General features: G+C 70.5%; 17 protein-coding genes. 12 read left to right on the top strand and 5 right to left on the bottom strand.

All coding sequences use genetic code 11. From position 1 onward, the window contains the following. Positions 1-289, bottom strand: a 289-nt coding sequence (locus ACFHWS_RS19785) for a hypothetical protein (protein ID WP_416568779.1), incomplete at its 3' end; no start/stop codon positions are given. Here ACFHWS_RS19785 and ACFHWS_RS19790 point away from each other — a divergent pair. From ACFHWS_RS19790 to ACFHWS_RS19825, 8 genes are all read left to right on the top strand, one after another. Further along, positions 179-1,435 (top strand): hypothetical protein, encoded by a 1,257-nt coding sequence (locus tag ACFHWS_RS19790; protein WP_416568778.1) that lies wholly within the window; start codon positions 179-181, stop codon positions 1,433-1,435. The two genes, ACFHWS_RS19785 and ACFHWS_RS19790, sit on opposite strands and share 111 nt — an antisense overlap. A 2-nt stretch (positions 1,436-1,437) precedes the next feature. Further along, positions 1,438-2,154 (top strand): creatininase family protein, encoded by a 717-nt coding sequence (locus ACFHWS_RS19795; protein WP_416551032.1) that lies wholly within the window; start codon positions 1,438-1,440, stop codon positions 2,152-2,154. 399 nt (positions 2,155-2,553) lie between these two features. Beyond that, positions 2,554-3,447, top strand: a complete 894-nt coding sequence (locus ACFHWS_RS19800; protein WP_416568755.1) for an IS982 family transposase — start codon at positions 2,554-2,556, stop codon at positions 3,445-3,447. 430 nt (positions 3,448-3,877) lie between these two features. After that, positions 3,878-4,564, top strand: a complete 687-nt coding sequence (locus tag ACFHWS_RS19805) for a GOLPH3/VPS74 family protein (protein WP_416551030.1) — start codon at positions 3,878-3,880, stop codon at positions 4,562-4,564. An 89-nt stretch (positions 4,565-4,653) separates the two neighbouring features. Further along, on the top strand, positions 4,654-6,153 hold the full coding sequence (locus ACFHWS_RS19810) for an APC family permease (RefSeq protein WP_416551029.1): 1,500 nt from the start codon (positions 4,654-4,656) through the stop codon (positions 6,151-6,153). A 21-nt stretch (positions 6,154-6,174) separates the two neighbouring features. Then, positions 6,175-6,534: a GNAT family N-acetyltransferase gene (locus tag ACFHWS_RS19815; RefSeq protein ID WP_416551028.1), complete on the top strand. Its 360-nt coding sequence runs from the start codon at positions 6,175-6,177 to the stop codon at positions 6,532-6,534. 125 nt (positions 6,535-6,659) lie between these two features. Continuing rightward, on the top strand, positions 6,660-6,893 hold the full coding sequence (locus tag ACFHWS_RS19820; protein WP_416551027.1) for a helix-turn-helix domain-containing protein: 234 nt from the start codon (positions 6,660-6,662) through the stop codon (positions 6,891-6,893). Then, positions 6,890-7,069 carry a hypothetical protein gene (locus ACFHWS_RS19825; protein ID WP_416551026.1) on the top strand — a complete coding sequence of 60 codons (180 nt, stop codon included), beginning with the start codon at positions 6,890-6,892 and terminating at the stop codon, positions 7,067-7,069. The genes ACFHWS_RS19820 and ACFHWS_RS19825 overlap by 4 nt, the downstream gene beginning before the upstream one ends. Before the next feature lie 94 nt (positions 7,070-7,163). Here ACFHWS_RS19825 and ACFHWS_RS19830 read toward each other — a convergent pair whose 3' ends face one another. From ACFHWS_RS19830 to ACFHWS_RS19840, 3 genes are all read right to left on the bottom strand, one after another. Continuing rightward, positions 7,164-7,682 carry a hypothetical protein gene (locus tag ACFHWS_RS19830; RefSeq protein WP_416551025.1) on the bottom strand — a complete coding sequence of 173 codons (519 nt, stop codon included), beginning with the start codon at positions 7,680-7,682 and terminating at the stop codon, positions 7,164-7,166. A 122-nt stretch (positions 7,683-7,804) separates the two neighbouring features. Next, complete coding sequence (gene fbaA / locus ACFHWS_RS19835) at positions 7,805-8,830, bottom strand: class II fructose-bisphosphate aldolase (RefSeq protein ID WP_416551024.1); 1,026 nt, start codon at positions 8,828-8,830, stop codon at positions 7,805-7,807. A 144-nt stretch (positions 8,831-8,974) separates the two neighbouring features. After that, on the bottom strand, positions 8,975-9,358 hold the full coding sequence (locus tag ACFHWS_RS19840; protein ID WP_416551023.1) for a phage holin family protein: 384 nt from the start codon (positions 9,356-9,358) through the stop codon (positions 8,975-8,977). 136 nt (positions 9,359-9,494) lie between these two features. Between ACFHWS_RS19840 and ACFHWS_RS19845 the strand changes: the two genes are divergently transcribed. From ACFHWS_RS19845 to ACFHWS_RS19860, 4 genes are all read left to right on the top strand, one after another. Beyond that, entirely contained in the window at positions 9,495-9,710 is a 216-nt protein-coding gene (locus tag ACFHWS_RS19845) for a hypothetical protein (protein WP_123606506.1), read from the top strand. 107 nt (positions 9,711-9,817) lie between these two features. Continuing rightward, positions 9,818-11,335 carry a 3' terminal RNA ribose 2'-O-methyltransferase Hen1 gene (locus tag ACFHWS_RS19850; protein WP_416568756.1) on the top strand — a complete coding sequence of 506 codons (1,518 nt, stop codon included), beginning with the start codon at positions 9,818-9,820 and terminating at the stop codon, positions 11,333-11,335. Next, entirely contained in the window at positions 11,332-13,899 is a 2,568-nt protein-coding gene (locus ACFHWS_RS19855; protein WP_416568757.1) for a polynucleotide kinase-phosphatase, read from the top strand. The genes ACFHWS_RS19850 and ACFHWS_RS19855 overlap by 4 nt, the downstream gene beginning before the upstream one ends. 76 nt (positions 13,900-13,975) lie before the next feature. Next, on the top strand, positions 13,976-14,863 hold the full coding sequence (locus tag ACFHWS_RS19860; protein ID WP_416568758.1) for a DUF368 domain-containing protein: 888 nt from the start codon (positions 13,976-13,978) through the stop codon (positions 14,861-14,863). Positions 14,864-14,935: 72 nt separating this feature from the next. On the opposite strand, the gene ACFHWS_RS19865 is transcribed toward ACFHWS_RS19860, so the two are convergent. After that, positions 14,936-15,598, bottom strand: a complete 663-nt coding sequence (locus tag ACFHWS_RS19865; RefSeq protein ID WP_416568759.1) for a class II aldolase/adducin family protein — start codon at positions 15,596-15,598, stop codon at positions 14,936-14,938. Between the last annotated feature and the right edge of the window lie 41 nt (positions 15,599-15,639).

Here is a 15,639-nt window from a genome sequence, read left to right on the forward strand (position 1 = left end):
TGCGGGCATCGCTGGTGTTCCTCCCAGGTTTCGATGTCTCCATCAAACCCGGTGCGGGACATTGTGCTATTTCAACGTGTGGTGGAGAGTCGGGGACTTCGTGATCGATCCGCGGCAGGTCCAGGACGTCAAACGGGAGCTCGGTGCCGCGCTCGCTCACCGGCGAAGGTCGCGTGGTCTGACCCAGGCCGATGTCGCCGGGCGGGTGTACAGCACCCGCAGCACCATCGCCGGGGTGGAACGGGGTCAGCAGGTAGCCGACCGGATCTTCTGGCAGCGGTGTGATCAATTCTTGGACGCCGGCGGCGCGCTACTCGCCGGTTACGACGCCTACGTGCGGCTGAAGCAACGGTTCGACCGCGAAAGGGTCGAGGCGAGGCAGCTGGCCCGTTGGGGCGAGACCGATGTCGGTATACAGCCAGCTGCCGGCGACCTCCCAGCGGCGCTACCAGCATCGACCGGCAACGCTCCAGATATCCCGGGGCCGGTGACGGTGTCCGCCCTCGATCCGATTCCCGACCCAGCTGGCGTCGATCCCGCCTTGGCGCTGCACTGGAGTGAACTGCTACGGCTCCTGGCCGCCTCGCACAACGTCTTCGGTTCACGCCAGGTGTACGGCGCTGTCTGCCGAGAGCTGGCCATCGTCCGCCGCTACCGCCGCGAGGCCCCGGACGACCTCACGCCACGTCTTCTGGCAGTGGAGGCGCGATGGGCGGAGTTCGCGTCCTGGACCGCCGACAACCTCGCCGACGTCAACGCGGCCGCCCACTGGCTCGACCACGCACTCACCCTGGCACACCGGGCGGGCGACAAGCGGATGGCAGCCTACGTCGTCATGCGCCAAGCGCAGCAGGCCGTCGACCGCCTCGACGGCACCCAGGCGACGGGACTCGCCGAAACCGCCGAGACACTCGTGCCACTTACCGACCGCGACCGCGCCCTCTGCCTCATCCGCCAGGCCCAGGGACACGCCCTTCGCAACGAACGACTGCGGTCCCTCTCCGCGATCAAGACCGCGCACCAGCTTGTCAGCCGGTCCATGGGCAACACCGCAGATGACCCGGACACCATCGGCCGCCACTGCACCCACGCTTACCTCCGCGCTCATGAGGGTTACTGCCTGCTCCAACTCGGCCACGCCGCTGCGGCGACGGAGACCCTGGAAACGGTCCTTACCGACTGGCCCGGCGACTACCGCCAGGATGAAGCGCTCACCCGGAGCTGGCTCGCCCGGTCCTACGCTGCGACGAACCGGTTGGCCGAGGCGGGTGCCGAAGGCAGCCGCGCCCTGAGATTGGCCGCCGCGACCTCGGCGGCCAGGGCGATGACCTCCTTGAACCAACTCCACGGTCGGCTCGCAGGCGTAACGGGATCCACCGAGGTCGTCGATTTCCGCAATGCCTTTTCCCTCGTCGCGTCAACGACCAGACTGTGATCATGGACTTGATCTCCACCGCGACCACCACGGACGAGGCCAGCCGGGCCGCGAGCGTCGCCGTTCTCCCGGTGGGTAGCTTCGAACAACACGGCGCCCACCTTCCGCTGATCACCGACACCGTCGTGGCCTGCGCGATCGCGAAAGCCGCCGCGACCGCCTACGACCTGCTGCTGCTGCCCCCGGTGACGATCAGCTGCTCGCAGGAACACACCGGATGGCCGGGCACTGTCAGCATTCGCTCCTCCACCCTGACCCAGATCATCACCGACATCGCGCAGTCGCTAGAGCAGGCCGGTGTCGACCGGCTGGTCGTGGTCAACGGCCACGGCGGCAACTACGTGCTATCCAACATCGTCCAAGAGGCCAACACGAGCGGACGGCGCATGGCCCTCTACCCGAGGAGGCAGGACTGGGAAACCGCCCGCCAGCACGCCGGCCTCGACAGCACCAGCCACGACGACATGCACGCCGGTGAGATTGAGACCTCCCTGCTCCTGCACCTGTGCCCCGACCTCGTCCGACCCGGCTACCAGACCGCCGACCACCTCACCGAACGACCCGACCTTCTGGTGCTCGGCATGCGCGGCTACACCCACACCGGCGTCATCGGCGCACCATCCGCCGCCACCGCCACCAAAGGCAAGGCCGTCCTCGACAGCCTGACCACCACCTTCGCCACCAGCCTCGCCATCCTCCAACAGCACACCCGACCCTGACCAGCCACGCCCGCAGCCCGCTACGCCTCGAAGGCCGCCGTAGCGCTCCAGCGCAGAGCCGACCACACAACGACGGACCGCAGTGGGGATGGACTGCCGGGCGCGGCAAGATCATCCTGCGCAACGTCCAACGATCCCGGCCGGTGTCGACCACCCGCCGACCGGCTTCGACGTTCGCCACGGTGCTGCGGGTGCTGTAGACCAGCCGCGCGACGTCCTTCTGCGCGACCCTACGGCACTACCCAGCTCGCTGAGCTCCCGGCCAACGAGTTGACCGCAGCAATGGTGGGAAGCACGATCCGGTGCTCGACTGGGAGTGGAGATGCGTCGGCTAGACGAGTAGTTCCGAAGTCAGGGGTCGATCTCCGGGCATGAGGAGAGGGCATCCAAGATCATGTTGTGACGCAAGACCTGGATACCCTCTTGACCGCACTGTACGTGAAGATCGACGACAGCATCCGCACACCTCGGTGGCGTGGCAGGCCACCACTGCTGACCGACTCCGAACTGGTCTGCCTGGCCGTGGCTCAGGTCCTGCTCGGCGCACGCTCGGAAGCCCACTGGATCCGCTACGCCCGTGTCCACCTGGCCGGCATGTTCCCCTACCTACCGCAGCGGCCCGGCTACAACAAACGGCTCCGCGCCGCCCTCCCGCTGATCAGGAAGACGATCCGGAACCTGGCCCGCGACAGCGCCTTCTGGTTCGACAACCACTGGATCGTCGACTCCACCCCGGTGCCGTGCGGCATGTCCCGCCCCACCGTGCAACGCTCGGACCTGGCAGGCTGGGCCGGATACGGCTACTGCGCCTCCCACTCCCGGTTCTTCTGGGGACTGCGCCTGTACCTGGTCCGCACCCCGACCGGGATGCCGATCCTGTGGGCCCTGGCGAACCCGAAGATCGGCGAGCGGGAGGTCCTCGCCGCGATGCTGGAGGTCGAGGCCGGTGTCGTCGCCGAACACGACGGCATCCTGCTGATCAGCGACAAGGGCTTCGCGTCCAGAACACTCGAGCGGGACCTCGCAGACCAGGGCATCACCCTGCTACGCCCGTCACGCAAGAAGGAGAAGGCCCGCTACGGCGAACCGATGCTCAAGAAGGTCCGCCAGTTGATCGAGTCGGTCAACGACACCCTCAAAGGCCAACTCGACCTGGAACAACACGGCGGACGGACCTTCGCCGGCGTCGCTGTACGGGTGGCCCAACGCCTCCTCGCGATGGCCGCCGCGATCTGGCACAACAACAAGACCGGCGCACCCGTCACCCGGTCACTGATCGCCTACGACTACTGACCGAACTTCGGAACTACTCGTCTAGGGCTGGCGTCGCGGTTGTCCGCGTGTCTGGCCGATGGCAGTGCAAGCGCACACATTATTCCGTCGCTGTCGATACCTCCCGACACCAAGGTTCCAGCACGACCTCGGCTGAACAGGCCAAAGCCATGAGGCGTACGCGGCTGAGGTAACCCCCAGCGTCGAGTGTTCGTGTCGAGGCTGTTCGACATCCACCGCCTTGTCCAGGCTGTTTGCAGCATGTCGATCAGCGCTCGGGTCTACCGCGTGCCGCCGATCAGTGGCTCCTCGCAGCGAGACTCGGCGGCCAGCCGCGTACCTACCGCGACCGCGCAACCAAGCCAGACGCCCACCTGCCGGCCCTCGACCTGCGCGACCGACGAGCAGCGTCGCGCCGGCCATTCAAACCGTGGACAGGACGGCACCCGCGATGACCGTCTACCAGTCCGGGACTCATCGACGGTCGGCGTTGTCGTTGCCGGTTGATCGTCGGCTGTTGGCGGATGAGTTCTTCCTCTTGGCTCACCATGATGTGTCCGGTCAGCTGCGGCTGACGCCGCGGATCGCCGGGTTCGGGGTGGCGGCCGCTGTGGTGGCGGATCTGGTCGTGGCCGGTTCACTGGCGGTGACACCAGCGGGTCATCTGGCATGTCCGCCGTCGACGGTGGCGGGGGTGGGTGGGTTCGAGCGGCAGGTCGCTGCGTGGGTGGCGGCGGAGCCTGGGCAGCCGGTCCCGGTGTGGCTTGAGGTTCTGGCCGACGCGTCGGTGCCGGCGGTGGGGCAGCGGCTGGCCGAGGCCGGGGTGGTGCGGCCGGTGCGGGTCCGGCGGCTGATGGCGACCCGGACGGTGTGGGAGCCGGTGGACATGAATGTGGCGGCGTGGCCGTGGGCCCGGTTGGCGACCCGTGTTCGTCGGGGTGAGCGGCTGGATGCGTTCGACACGGCTTTGGCGGGTTTGTGTGTGGCTGTTGGTGTCGAGAGCCGGTTCCTCGACGGCGGGCCACGGGCTCGCCTGCGTTTCGGCCGGTTGGTGAGTCCGCTGCCGCCGCAGGTCGACGTGCTGTTGGTCGAGTTGGCGGCGGCGGTGGGCCGGGCGGTGTTGGGCGGTCGGACCTGACCACCGTCGCCGCTGGCCAGGCGTCTACCGGCACGCCCGCTGTCCTTTTGTCGGCCTGCCCCCTTTTTGGCTTTTCTCGGGAGTGTGTTGTGTCTGTTTCTCATGGTGTGCCGCGTCCGCGTCGGGGTGGTGTCGCCGCCGTGTTGGCCCGGTCCCGGCTCGGGGTGCCGCAGGTGGTGTTCTTCGTGTTGGCGGCTGCGGCGCCGATGACGGTGGCCGCGTCGGCGGTGCCGACGGCGTACGCGGTGACCGGCCTGACCGGTGTGCCGGTCGCCTATGCGGCGACCGCGGTGGTGATGCTGCTGTTCGCGGTCGGCTACGTCGCCATGTCGCGGCATGTCGTCAACGCGGGGTCGATGTACTCCTACATCGCGCATGGTCTCGGCCCCGCCTGGGGTGTGGCGGCGGCGTTCGTCGCGGTGGTGGCCTACAACCTGATGCAGGTCGGCCTGTACGGGGCGTTCGGTGTCGTCGCGGCCGCCGCAGCGGCGGTGGCCGGTGTCAACGTGCCGTGGTGGGTGTGGGCTGTCGCCGGCTGGCTGTTGGTCGGGGGTCTGGGGTTGGCGCGGGTCGACCTCAACGGCCGGGTCCTGGGTGTGCTGCTGGTCGCGGAGATCACCGTGGTGGTCGTCTTCGACACGATCATGGCCACCCACCCCGCCGCCGGAGGGCTGGGGCTGTACGGGTTGGAGCCGGCGCATCTGGCCGCGCCGGGGATGGCGGCGATCCTCGTCGGCGGGATCGCCGGCTACGTCGGTGTCGAGGCCACCACCGTCCTCGCGGAGGAGACCCGCGACCCCCGCCGCACGGTCGCCCACGCCACCTACACCGCGATCGCCGTCACCGCGATCCTCTACGCCGGGTCGGCGTGGGCGATGCAGACCGCCTCCGGCCCCGACCGGATCATCGACGCCGCCGCCCAGCACGGACCCGAGTTGATGTTCGCCCTCGTCGGCGGCCACCTACCCGGGCTGGTGGTCGACGTGGGCCGGCTGCTGCTGGTCACGAGCCTGTTCGCCGCCCTGCTCGCCTTCCACAACCTCGTCGCCCGCTACCTGTTCGCGCTCGGCCGTGAACACGTCCTCCCCACGAGCCTGGGCCGCACCCACGGCCGGACCGGGGCACCGAAACTCGGCTCCCTGACCCAGACGAGCGTGGCCGGCCTCGTCATCGCCGCCTACGCGGCGACAGGGTTGGACCCGATCGTCCACCTGTTCTTCTGGTTGACCGTCACCGGTGGCCTCGGCGTACTGGGCCTGATGACCGCGACCAGCCTCGCCGCCGTCCTGTTCTTCCGCGACCACCGGCGTGGTGAGAGCCGCTGGGCCGTCACCGCCGCACCCGCCGGGGCGTTCGTCGTGCTTGCCGTCATCCTCACCGCCACTCTCGCCGGCTTCGGGGACCTCCTCGACACCCCTGCCGGCTCACCCGCGCGGTGGGCGCTGCCCGGCCTCTACGCCGCCGCGATCACCACCGGCCTCGCCTGGGCCGCCGTCCTGCACCACACACGCCCCCACGTCTACGCCACCGTCGGCACCGGAGCCGACGCCACCACCCACACCACCGTCCGGAAGGAAATCCACCGATGACCACCCCCACCACTGTGATCCGTGTCGCCGACCGCCACGACATCCCACCACTCGTACCCGCCCTGGTCGACGCGTTCGCCACCACCCCGACGCCGCCCTCACACCTACCTCGCCTACCTCGGCGTCGCACCCGACCGGCAGCGCCACGGCATGGGCACCGCCCTGCTCACCCACCGCCACACCACCTGCGACACCGCCGGCACCGGCATCCACCTCGTCGCCACCAGCCACGGTGCCCGCCGCCTCTACCAACGACACGGCTACTACGACACCACCCCCACCCCGATCCACCTCCCCGACGGCGGACCACCCCTATGGCCCATGTGGCGCCAACCCCGCACCCCCCACGCTGCCGCTGGCGGTCCAGGTCGCGAGCGGTGATGACCCTCCCCGACACCAGCCACACCCCCGCCACGCCGGGCACCAACACCGCCTTCGACACAAGCCGGACACAAGCTCAGGACAAGTCAACGGCGCATCCACCCGTATCAGCGACCACCCGGCAGATGACACCAAGACGACGCATCAGCGGTATCGACCGGTACAGCTGCAGAAACGAGTTCGCGCAGCTGTACCGCGCCGGTTACTCCATCCGCCGCATCGCCCGCGAAACCCACCGCTCCTACGGCTTCGTGCACCGAATCCTCAACGAAGCCAACGTCACCTTCCGGACACGAGGCCACGACCGTCGACCGCACACCCAGACCGCCGACCACATCCCCGAAACCACCAACCCGTGACCGAGGGCACCGTACTCATCCTCGGCCTCGTCCTGCTCGCCATCGCCATCCTCCACGCGGGCAACAGCATCACCTGGGCCTACACCAAATACCGGGCCCGGCGGCTCCTCACCACCGGACTCCTCATCCTCACCGCCGTCATCCTCCTACGCCACCACACCGGCGAACCCGAATGACCCCGCCCACACCAACCGGGCTTGGGTCGACGCCTCAGACGCCGGCCTCGGTGATCGGGGTGATGGGTGGACGTGCGGTGCCCTACCGGGCCGGTCAGGCGACGGGGCGGCGGCGCCAGGCGACGATCGGCATCTCGACGTCGGGTTCGGCGGACAGGCCGTTCTCGTCGAGGGCGTTCTGCACGGCCAGCCGGGCACCGTCGAAGCGGAACTCGACCGCGTGCAGCACGTGCGGCCGCCAGTGCGACGGCATGATCCGCTCGATCACGTTGACCGCCCGCAGCGGTCGGCCCCGGGCCGGCAGCGGCGCCGGGTGGCGGTCGCTGCGCCAGTCCAGCCGCAGGCCGGGCTGGTCCACCGGCATCGTCATGTCCACCTGGTTCCAGGTGATTGCGCACTCGTCGAACTTGCGGTGGGTGACCTCGACGTTGACGTCACCGAAGCCGAGGATGACCGGACCGTTGGCGTACCAGGTGTCCAGGTCGAGGTCCCACATCAGCCAGGTGTCGACCAGCGGACGTCCGATGATGCGGGAGAACCGGGCCCGGTGGGCGGCGGCGAGCGTCGCGGCGTCGTGACACCACTGTGGCTCGTACCCATCGATGCCGAGCACGACCGACCTCCGCAGCGGACCACTCTGAATCGGTAGATCCTACCGGTGTAGTTCGTCCGGCAGCGACGCGCGGCCGGCCCCGGGGTACGGGACCGGCCACGCGGCGAGTGGTTCGGTGGGTGTTACTTGGCCAGCGTGGTGCCGGTGGAGCGCAGGTGCTCGCAGGCGCCGACGACCCGCTTGGCCATCCCGGCCTCGGCCGCCTTGCCCCAGGCCCGGGGGTCGTACGACTTCTTGTCGCCGACCTCGCCGTCGATCTTCAACACCCCGTCGTACTTGGTGAACATGTGGGTGACGACCGGGCGGGTGAAGGCGTACTGGGTGTCGGTGTCGATGTTCATCTTCACCACGCCGTAGTCCAGCGCGGCCCGGATCTCCTCCAGCAGCGAGCCGGAGCCGCCGTGGAAGACCAGGCTGAGCGGCTTCTCCTTGCCGTACTTGGCACCGACCGCGTCCTGGATCTCCTTGAGGATCTCCGGCCGCAGCTTGACGTTGCCCGGCTTGTAGACGCCGTGCACGTTGCCGAAGGTGAGCGCCGCCATGTAGCGGCCCTTCTCGCCGAGGCCGAGCGCCTCGACCATGGCCAGCCCGTCCTCGACGGTGGTGTACAGCTTCTCGTCGATGGCGCCGACGACGCCGTCCTCCTCGCCGCCGACGACGCCGACCTCGATCTCCAGCACGACCTTGGCGGCGGCGGCCTCGGCGAGCAGGTCGGTGGCGATCTCCAGGTTCTCCTTCAGCGGTACGGCGGAGCCGTCCCACATGTGCGACTGGAACAGCGGCGCGCCACCGGCGGCGACCCGCTCCTTGGAGGCGGCCAGCAGCGGGCGGACGAAGCCGTCGAGCTTGCCCTTCGGGCAGTGGTCGGTGTGCAGCGCGATGTTGACCGGGTACTTCTTGGCCACCTCCTCGGCGAAGGCGGCGAAGGCCAGCGAGCCGCTGACCATGTCCTTGACGGTCGGGCCGGAGAGGTACTCGGCACCACCGGTGGAGACCTGGATGATGCCGTCGCTCTCCGCCTCGGCGAAGCCCTGCAGCGCGGCGTTGAGGGTCTGCGAGGACGTGACGTTGATGGCGGGGTACGCGAACGCGCCGGCCTTGGCGCGGTCAAGCATCTCGGCGTAGACCTCGGGAGAGGCGATGGGCATCTCGAACGCTCCTTTGTACCGGTTCGGCCCGTCGACGGGCCGGATTCCATGCTCAGCTCACTGCGCTGGACCGCGCTGTCCTCCGTCAGGCAGTATCCCGCAGCGGCACCGCCCCGGCGACATCGGCCCTGTCTGTGGGCACGGTCAGCGACGGTCGTACTTGTCGGGGATGACCAGGCTGATCAGCCAGCCGACGACGGCCATCACGATCGCTCCCCAGAATGCCGGCCAGAACCCGTCGATGACGAACGGCAGGTCCAGTTGCTGCGCAAGCCAGTCGGTCAGCAGGAAGAGCAGGGCGTTGACGACCAGGGCGAACAGACCGAGGGTGAGCAGGTAGAAGACGCAGCCGACGACCTTGATGACCGGTTTGAGGACCGCGTTGACCAGTCCGAAGATCAGCGCCACGATGACCAGGGTCAGCGCGTTGTTGGTCGCGGTGTCCCCGGTGACGTCGATGCCGGGCACGATCAGCGTGGTTATCCACAGGGCGACCGCGTTGACCGCAAGCCTGATCAGAAATCCCATACGCCCATCCTGCCACCCGGAGTAAACCACCGCGTCACAAAAACGGACAAGCCTCCTATCTTGGACGGTGGTCAGCGGGCGCCCCGGTTGACCCGTACCGTGGTGGAAGCACCGGTACGGACGAACGGAGGGCGACATGACCTACCCGGACGAGGACATCGCCCCAGGGGACCACCTCGCTCCCGAGGAACGTGACCCGGAGGCGCCCGCCGACGACGCGGTCGAGCAGTCGGTCGTGGCCAACCCGGTCGAGCAGCAACCAGAGGTACACCGTGGTCTGGAGGTTGACGACTGGGACGCGGTCGAGCAGTCCCGCATCGTCGACCTCGATGACGACGACGGCTACCGCTGACCGTTGACCGCGTCGGATCGGCCGCCACGCATCCGCGATAAGACGGAAACCGCGCCTCCGCGATAACCGGTGTCGACCGGTGGCGGCCGGCTGGCACCATCACCCGGGTGCTGATGACCGTGACGACGACCCACCGGCCCGCCACCGACCTCGGCTACCTGCTGGTCAAACATCCGGACCGGATGCAGTCGTTCGACGTACCCACCGGCACCGCGCACGTGTTCTACCCGGAGGCCACCGAACAGCGCTGCACCGCCGCGCTGCTGCTCGACGTTGACCCGGCGCGGCTCGCCGCCGGCGGTCCGCGCCGTGGCCGGCGCACGGCCGCGATGCCGGCGAGCTTCACCCTCGGCCAGTACGTCAACGACCGGCCGTACGCCGCGTCCAGCCTGCTCGCCGCCGCGCTCGCCGAGGTGTTCCGGTCCGCGCTGCGCGGGGAGAGCCGGGACCGTCCCGAGCTGCCCGGCACCGCCCTGCCGCTGACCATCCGGGTGCCGGTGCTGCGCTGCCGGGGCGGCGCGACTCTCGCCGAGCGACTGTTCACCCCGCTCGGCTGGACGGTGACCGCCCGACCCATTCCGCTGGACGAGCGCTACCCGCAGTGGGGGGACAGCCGCTACGTCGACCTCACCCTGACCGGCACGCTGCGGGTCGCCGACGCGCTCAACCACCTGTACGTGCTGCTGCCGGTGCTCGATGACGCCAAGCACTACTGGATCGCCCCGGACGAGTTGGACAAGCTGATCCGGGCCGGCGAGGGCTGGCTGGCCGGCCACCCGGAACGCCGGTTGATCACCCGGCGTTACCTGGCCCACCGGCGGGTGCTCGCCCGACGCGCCGAGGACCGGCTCGCCGAGGCGCGGGCCGCCGAGCTCCGGCTCGCCGACGCCGCCGTCGACGACGTCACTGGTGCTGACGACGACACTGGCGCTGACGAGGACGCCGGGCTGCCGGCGGTGGTCCGGCCGCGACCGCTGGCCGCGACCCGCCGGGCCGCCGTGCTCACCGCGCTGGCCGAGGCCGGTGCCACCCGGGTGCTCGACCTGGGCTGCGGCGGCGGTGCGCTGCTGACCGAACTGCTCGCCCAGCCCCGGTTCACCGAGATCGTCGGCACCGACGTGTCGGCCCGGGCGCTGGAGCTGGCCGCCCGGCGGCTGCGACTGGACCGGCTCCCGGCGCGCCAGCAGCAGCGGATCCGGCTGTGGCAGTCGGCGCTGACCTACCGCGACGACCGGCTGCGCGGCTACGACGCCGCCGTACTGATGGAAGTTGTCGAGCACCTCGACCCGCCCCGGCTGCCGGCGCTGGCCGAAGCGGTCTTCGGCCACGCCCGCCCCGGCACCGTGCTGGTGACCACCCCGAACGTGGAGCACAACGTGCGCTACGAAGGCCTCGCCGCGGGCGCGCTGCGGCACCCGGACCACCGGTTCGAGTGGACCCGCGCCGAGTTCGCCGACTGGGCCGGCCGGGTCGCCGCGGCGTACGGCTACCGGGTCGGGTTTCGGCCGGTCGGCGAGGTCGATCCGGACGTGGGGCCGCCGACCCAGCTGGCGGTCTTCACCCGCGACGACGCCGGCCCGGACAGCACCGGCCGCGACGACGTCGGCGCCGGGGGTGCCCGGTGAACAGGCTGGAGATCCCCGAACTCGCCCTGATCGCCCTGGTCGGTGTCTCCGGCTCCGGCAAGTCGACCTTCGCCCGCCGGCACTTCGCCGCGACCCAGGTGCTCTCCTCGGACACCTTCCGGGCGATGGTCGCCGACGACGAGAACGACCAGTCGGCGTCGGCGGACGCCTTCGACGCGCTGCACTACGTCGCCGGCAAGCGGCTGCGGGCCGGCCGGCTCACCGTGGTCGACGCCACCAACCTGCAGGAGCACGCCCGGGCCGGGCTGGTCGCGCTCGCCCGGGAACACGACGTACTGCCGGTCGCGGTGGTGCTCGACGTGCCCGAGCAGACCTGCTGGGAACGGACCCAGGGCCGGGCCGACCGCGCCTTCGGTCGGCACGTGATCACCCGGATGCAGCGTGACCTGCGCCGCTCGGTCGGCCGGCTGACCCGGGAAGGATTCCGGCACGTGTTCGTGCTGCGCGGCACCGACGAGATCGACGCCGCCGAGATCCGGCTGACCCGGCTGTACAACGACCGGCGGGAGCTGACCGGGCCGTTCGACATCATCGGTGACGTGCACGGCTGCCGCACCGAACTGGAGGCGCTGCTGACGAAGCTGGGTTGGGCGCTCGACCGCGACGACGCCGGCCGACCGGTCGACGCCCGGCACCCGCAGGGGCGTACCGCGGTCTTCGTCGGTGACCTGGTCGACCGCGGCCCGGACTCGCCCGGCGTGCTGCGCCTGGTGATGGGGATGGTGCGGGCCGGCACCGCGCTCTGCGTGCCCGGCAACCACGAGCAGAAGCTGCTGCGCAAACTGCGGGGACGCAAGGTGACCGTGTCGCACGGGCTGGCCGAGACCCTGGAGCAGTTGGCCGCCGAGTCGGCCGGGTTCACCGACGAGGTCGCCCGGTTCATCGACGGGCTGGTCAGCCACTATCGGCTCGACGGCGGCGCGCTGGTGGTGGCACACGCCGGGCTCAAGGCCGAATACCAGGGTCGGGCGTCCGGCCGGGTGCGCAGCTTCGCGCTGTACGGGGAGACGACCGGCGAGACCGACGAGTACGGTCTGCCGGTGCGCTACCCGTGGGCGCGCGACTACCGGGGTGCCGCCACCGTGGTCTACGGGCACACCCCGACGACCCGTCCCGACTGGGTGAACAACACCATCTGCGTCGACACCGGCTGCGTCTTCGGCGGCCGGCTGACCGCGCTGCGCTACCCGTCGCGGGAACTCGTCTCGGTACCGGCTGACCGCGAGTACTACCCGCCGGTCCGGCCACTGACGGCCGAGCCGGGTGCCGCCGACATCGGCGGGCCGGTCACCGACCGCCCCGACGACGTGCTGGACCTGCGCGACGTCACCGGCCGTCGGCACATCGACTACGGCTACGGCACCACGACGGTCCCGGCCGAGAACGCGGCCGCCGCGTTGGAGGTGATGAGCCGCTTCGCGGTGGATCCCCGGTGGCTGGTCTGGCTGCCGCCGACCATGTCGCCCTGCTCGACGTCGACCCGGGACGGGTTCCTGGAGCATCCGGCGGAGGCGTTCGCCGACTACCGGGCCGCCGGTGTCGACCGGGTGGTCTGCCAGGAGAAGCACATGGGATCCCGGGCGGTGGTGCTGGTCTGCCGCGACCCGGCGGGGGGCCCACTGTTCGGCCCCGGCGGCGGGGTGGTGCACACCCGGACCGGGCGGCCGTTCTTCACCTCCGACGAGCGGACCGAGGCGCTGCTGGCCCGGATCCGGGCGGCGGCCGAGGCGGCCGGGCTGTGGCAGCGGCTAACCACCGGTGCCGGGCCGGCCGGCTGGCTGCTGCTCGACTGCGAGCTGCTGCCCTGGTCGGCGAAGGCGCTCGGGCTGATCCGCGAGCAGTACGCCAGCGTCGCCGCCGCCGGCCGGGCCGCGCTGCCCGCCGCGTTGGACGTGCTCGACGCCGCCGCCGGTCGGGGCCTGCCGGTCGGGCAGCTGCGTGCCCGGTTGGCCCGCCGGGCCGGCGACGTCGACCGGTACGCCGACGCCTACCGGGCGTACGTCGGTGACCCGGACGCGGTGACGCTGGCGCCGTTCGCGGTGCTGGCCGCCGACGGCCGCTCGTACGCCGACCGCGACCACGGCTGGCATCTGGAGTGCGCGGACGCGCTGGTGGCGGCCGATCCGCAGCTGTTCACCACCACCCGTCGGCGGGTGGTGGAGCTCACTGACGAGGCGGCGGTGACCGACGCCACCGACTGGTGGTCGGAGCTGACGGCGGCCGGCGGTGAGGGCATGGTGGTCAAGCCGTACGCCGGACTGACCGCCCGCAGCGGCACCGGCCGGCTGCTGCAGCCCGGCGTCAAGTGCCGGGGCCGGGAGTATCTGCGGATCATCTACGGTCCGGAGTACACCGAACCGGAGCGGTTGGCCGAGCTGCGCCGGCGGTCGCTGGGCCGAAAACGGTCGATGGCGCTGCGCGAACACGGTCTCGGTCTGGCCGCGCTGGATCTGCTGGCCACCGGCGCACCGCTGTGGCGCCGGCACGAGTTGGTCTTCGCGGTGCTCGCCTGCGAGTCCGAACCGGTCGACCCACGACTGTGAGCACTGGCCCGGTATGGTTCTGCGAATGTCAGTGCGCGAACGTGTCGGCCATATGTTCCGGGGTGCGGCGATCGGGGTGGCAGAGGCCGTCCCGGGGGTCAGCGGCGGGACCATCGCCCTGGTCACCGGCGTGTACGAGCGGCTCATCGCCTCGGCCGGGCACCTGATCAGCGCGGTCCGGTACGCGGTCACCGACGTGCCCCGTAAGCAGGGCTGGGCGCGCAGCGGGGAGCAGTTCCGGCAGGTGCACTGGGGGGTGATCATCCCGCTGGCGCTGGGCATGCTGCCGGGTCTGCTGCTGGCGGCCCGGCTGCTGGAGCCGATGCTGGAGGAGTACCCGGAGCACACCCGAGGGTTGTTCTTCGGCCTGGTGCTGGCCTCGGTGCTAGTGCCGGTCTCGATGATCGGCCGGCCGTGGCGCGGCCGGGACGTCTTCGCGGTGGTCGCCGCCGGGGTCGCTGCGTTCGTGCTGACCGGTCTACCGTCGGCCAGCATCGACCCGAACCCGGTGGTGGTGCTGCTGGCCGCCGCGGTCGCGGTCTGCGCGCTGGTGCTGCCGGGCGTGTCCGGGTCGTTCCTGCTGCTGACCGTCGGGCTCTACGAGCCGACCATCGAGGCGGTCAACGACCGCGACGTCGGCTACCTGGCGGTCTTCGCCGTCGGCATGCTCGTCGGGTTGACGCTGTTCGTGAAGCTGCTGCAGTACCTGTTGGAGCACCACCGGCGGGTGACCCTGGCGGTGATGACCGGGGTGATCGTCGGTAGCCTGCGGGCGCTGTGGCCGTGGCAGACCGAGGAGCGCGGGCTGCTCGCCCCTGGCAGCAACGTGCTGTCGGTGGTGTTGCTGCTGGTGCTGGGGGTCGCCATCGTCACCGCGATGGTGGTTCTGGAGCAGCGTCGGCTGCGCCGCGCGGCGGTCGATGTCACCCAGGAGGAATCGCCGCAGCTGCCGACCCACCACTGAGCTGGTCCGCCGGCCGGTTGGCCGACCGGCCCAGCGGGCTTTTCCTCATCGGGTCGGTCCGGTCCGGTCGGGTCAGACGGTGCCGTGCTCCGTGTCCGGCAGCCGGTCGAGGTAGTCGGCCGGCAGCGGCGTCAGGTCGTCGAGCCGACCGATGGCCAGTGCCCGGTAGGTGAGCCGGGCGGCCTCTTCCAGGTTGACCGCCCGCTTGTGGGCGAGCTCCACCGACCCGGCCAGTACGGAGCAGCCGTGCCGGGACAGGATCAGGCAGTTGGTGCCGTCGGCGGCCGCGTCGGCGGCGGCTCGGGCGAGCCGCTGTCCGCCGGGCGGCGCGAACGGCACGGTGACGACGCGCCGCAGGTAGAAGGCGTGGTCGGTGGTGACCAGCCGAATCGGTACGCCGAGCGTGTCCAGCAGCAGCATGCTCTGCGGGTGCAGATGCACGATGGCGCGGACGTCGGGGCGGGCACGGTAGACCGCCAGGTGCAGCGCCAGCTCACTGGTCGGTCGGATCTGCGGTTCGTCGGGCAGGGTGCAGCCGTCCGCGATCCGCACCCGGGCGAACGATGCCGGGCCGAGCCGGTCCAGCCAGGTGCCGGACGCGGTTACCCAGCATTCATCGTCGCCCGGCAGGCGGGCGGAAAGGTTGCCGCCGGAGCCCACGACGAGACCGGCGCGCACCACGTCGGACCCGACGTGGGCAAGCTGGTCCCGCAGATCGCCAGCGATGTACGTCACGCGGCGACCTCCGTAAACCTTGGGCACCTTGCCTGGCAGCT

This window comes from Micromonospora sp. LOL_013 (assembly GCF_048060315.1).
In the GTDB taxonomy this organism is placed as follows: Bacteria; Actinomycetota; Actinomycetes; order Mycobacteriales; family Micromonosporaceae; genus Micromonospora_E.

What these genes read in the sequence shown, in the direction of transcription:
- ACFHWS_RS19795 (WP_416551032.1), top strand. Translation starts at nt 1,438, where the DNA reads ATGGACTTGATCTCCACCGCGACCACCACGGACGAGGCCAGCCGGGCC.
- ACFHWS_RS19805 (WP_416551030.1), top strand. Translation starts at nt 3,878, where the DNA reads ATGACCGTCTACCAGTCCGGGACTCATCGACGGTCGGCGTTGTCGTTG.
- ACFHWS_RS19820 (WP_416551027.1), top strand. Translation starts at nt 6,660, where the DNA reads ATGACACCAAGACGACGCATCAGCGGTATCGACCGGTACAGCTGCAGA.
- fbaA (WP_416551024.1), bottom strand. Translation starts at nt 8,830, where the DNA reads ATGCCCATCGCCTCTCCCGAGGTCTACGCCGAGATGCTTGACCGCGCC.
- ACFHWS_RS19840 (WP_416551023.1), bottom strand. Translation starts at nt 9,358, where the DNA reads ATGGGATTTCTGATCAGGCTTGCGGTCAACGCGGTCGCCCTGTGGATA.
- ACFHWS_RS19845 (WP_123606506.1), top strand. Translation starts at nt 9,495, where the DNA reads ATGACCTACCCGGACGAGGACATCGCCCCAGGGGACCACCTCGCTCCC.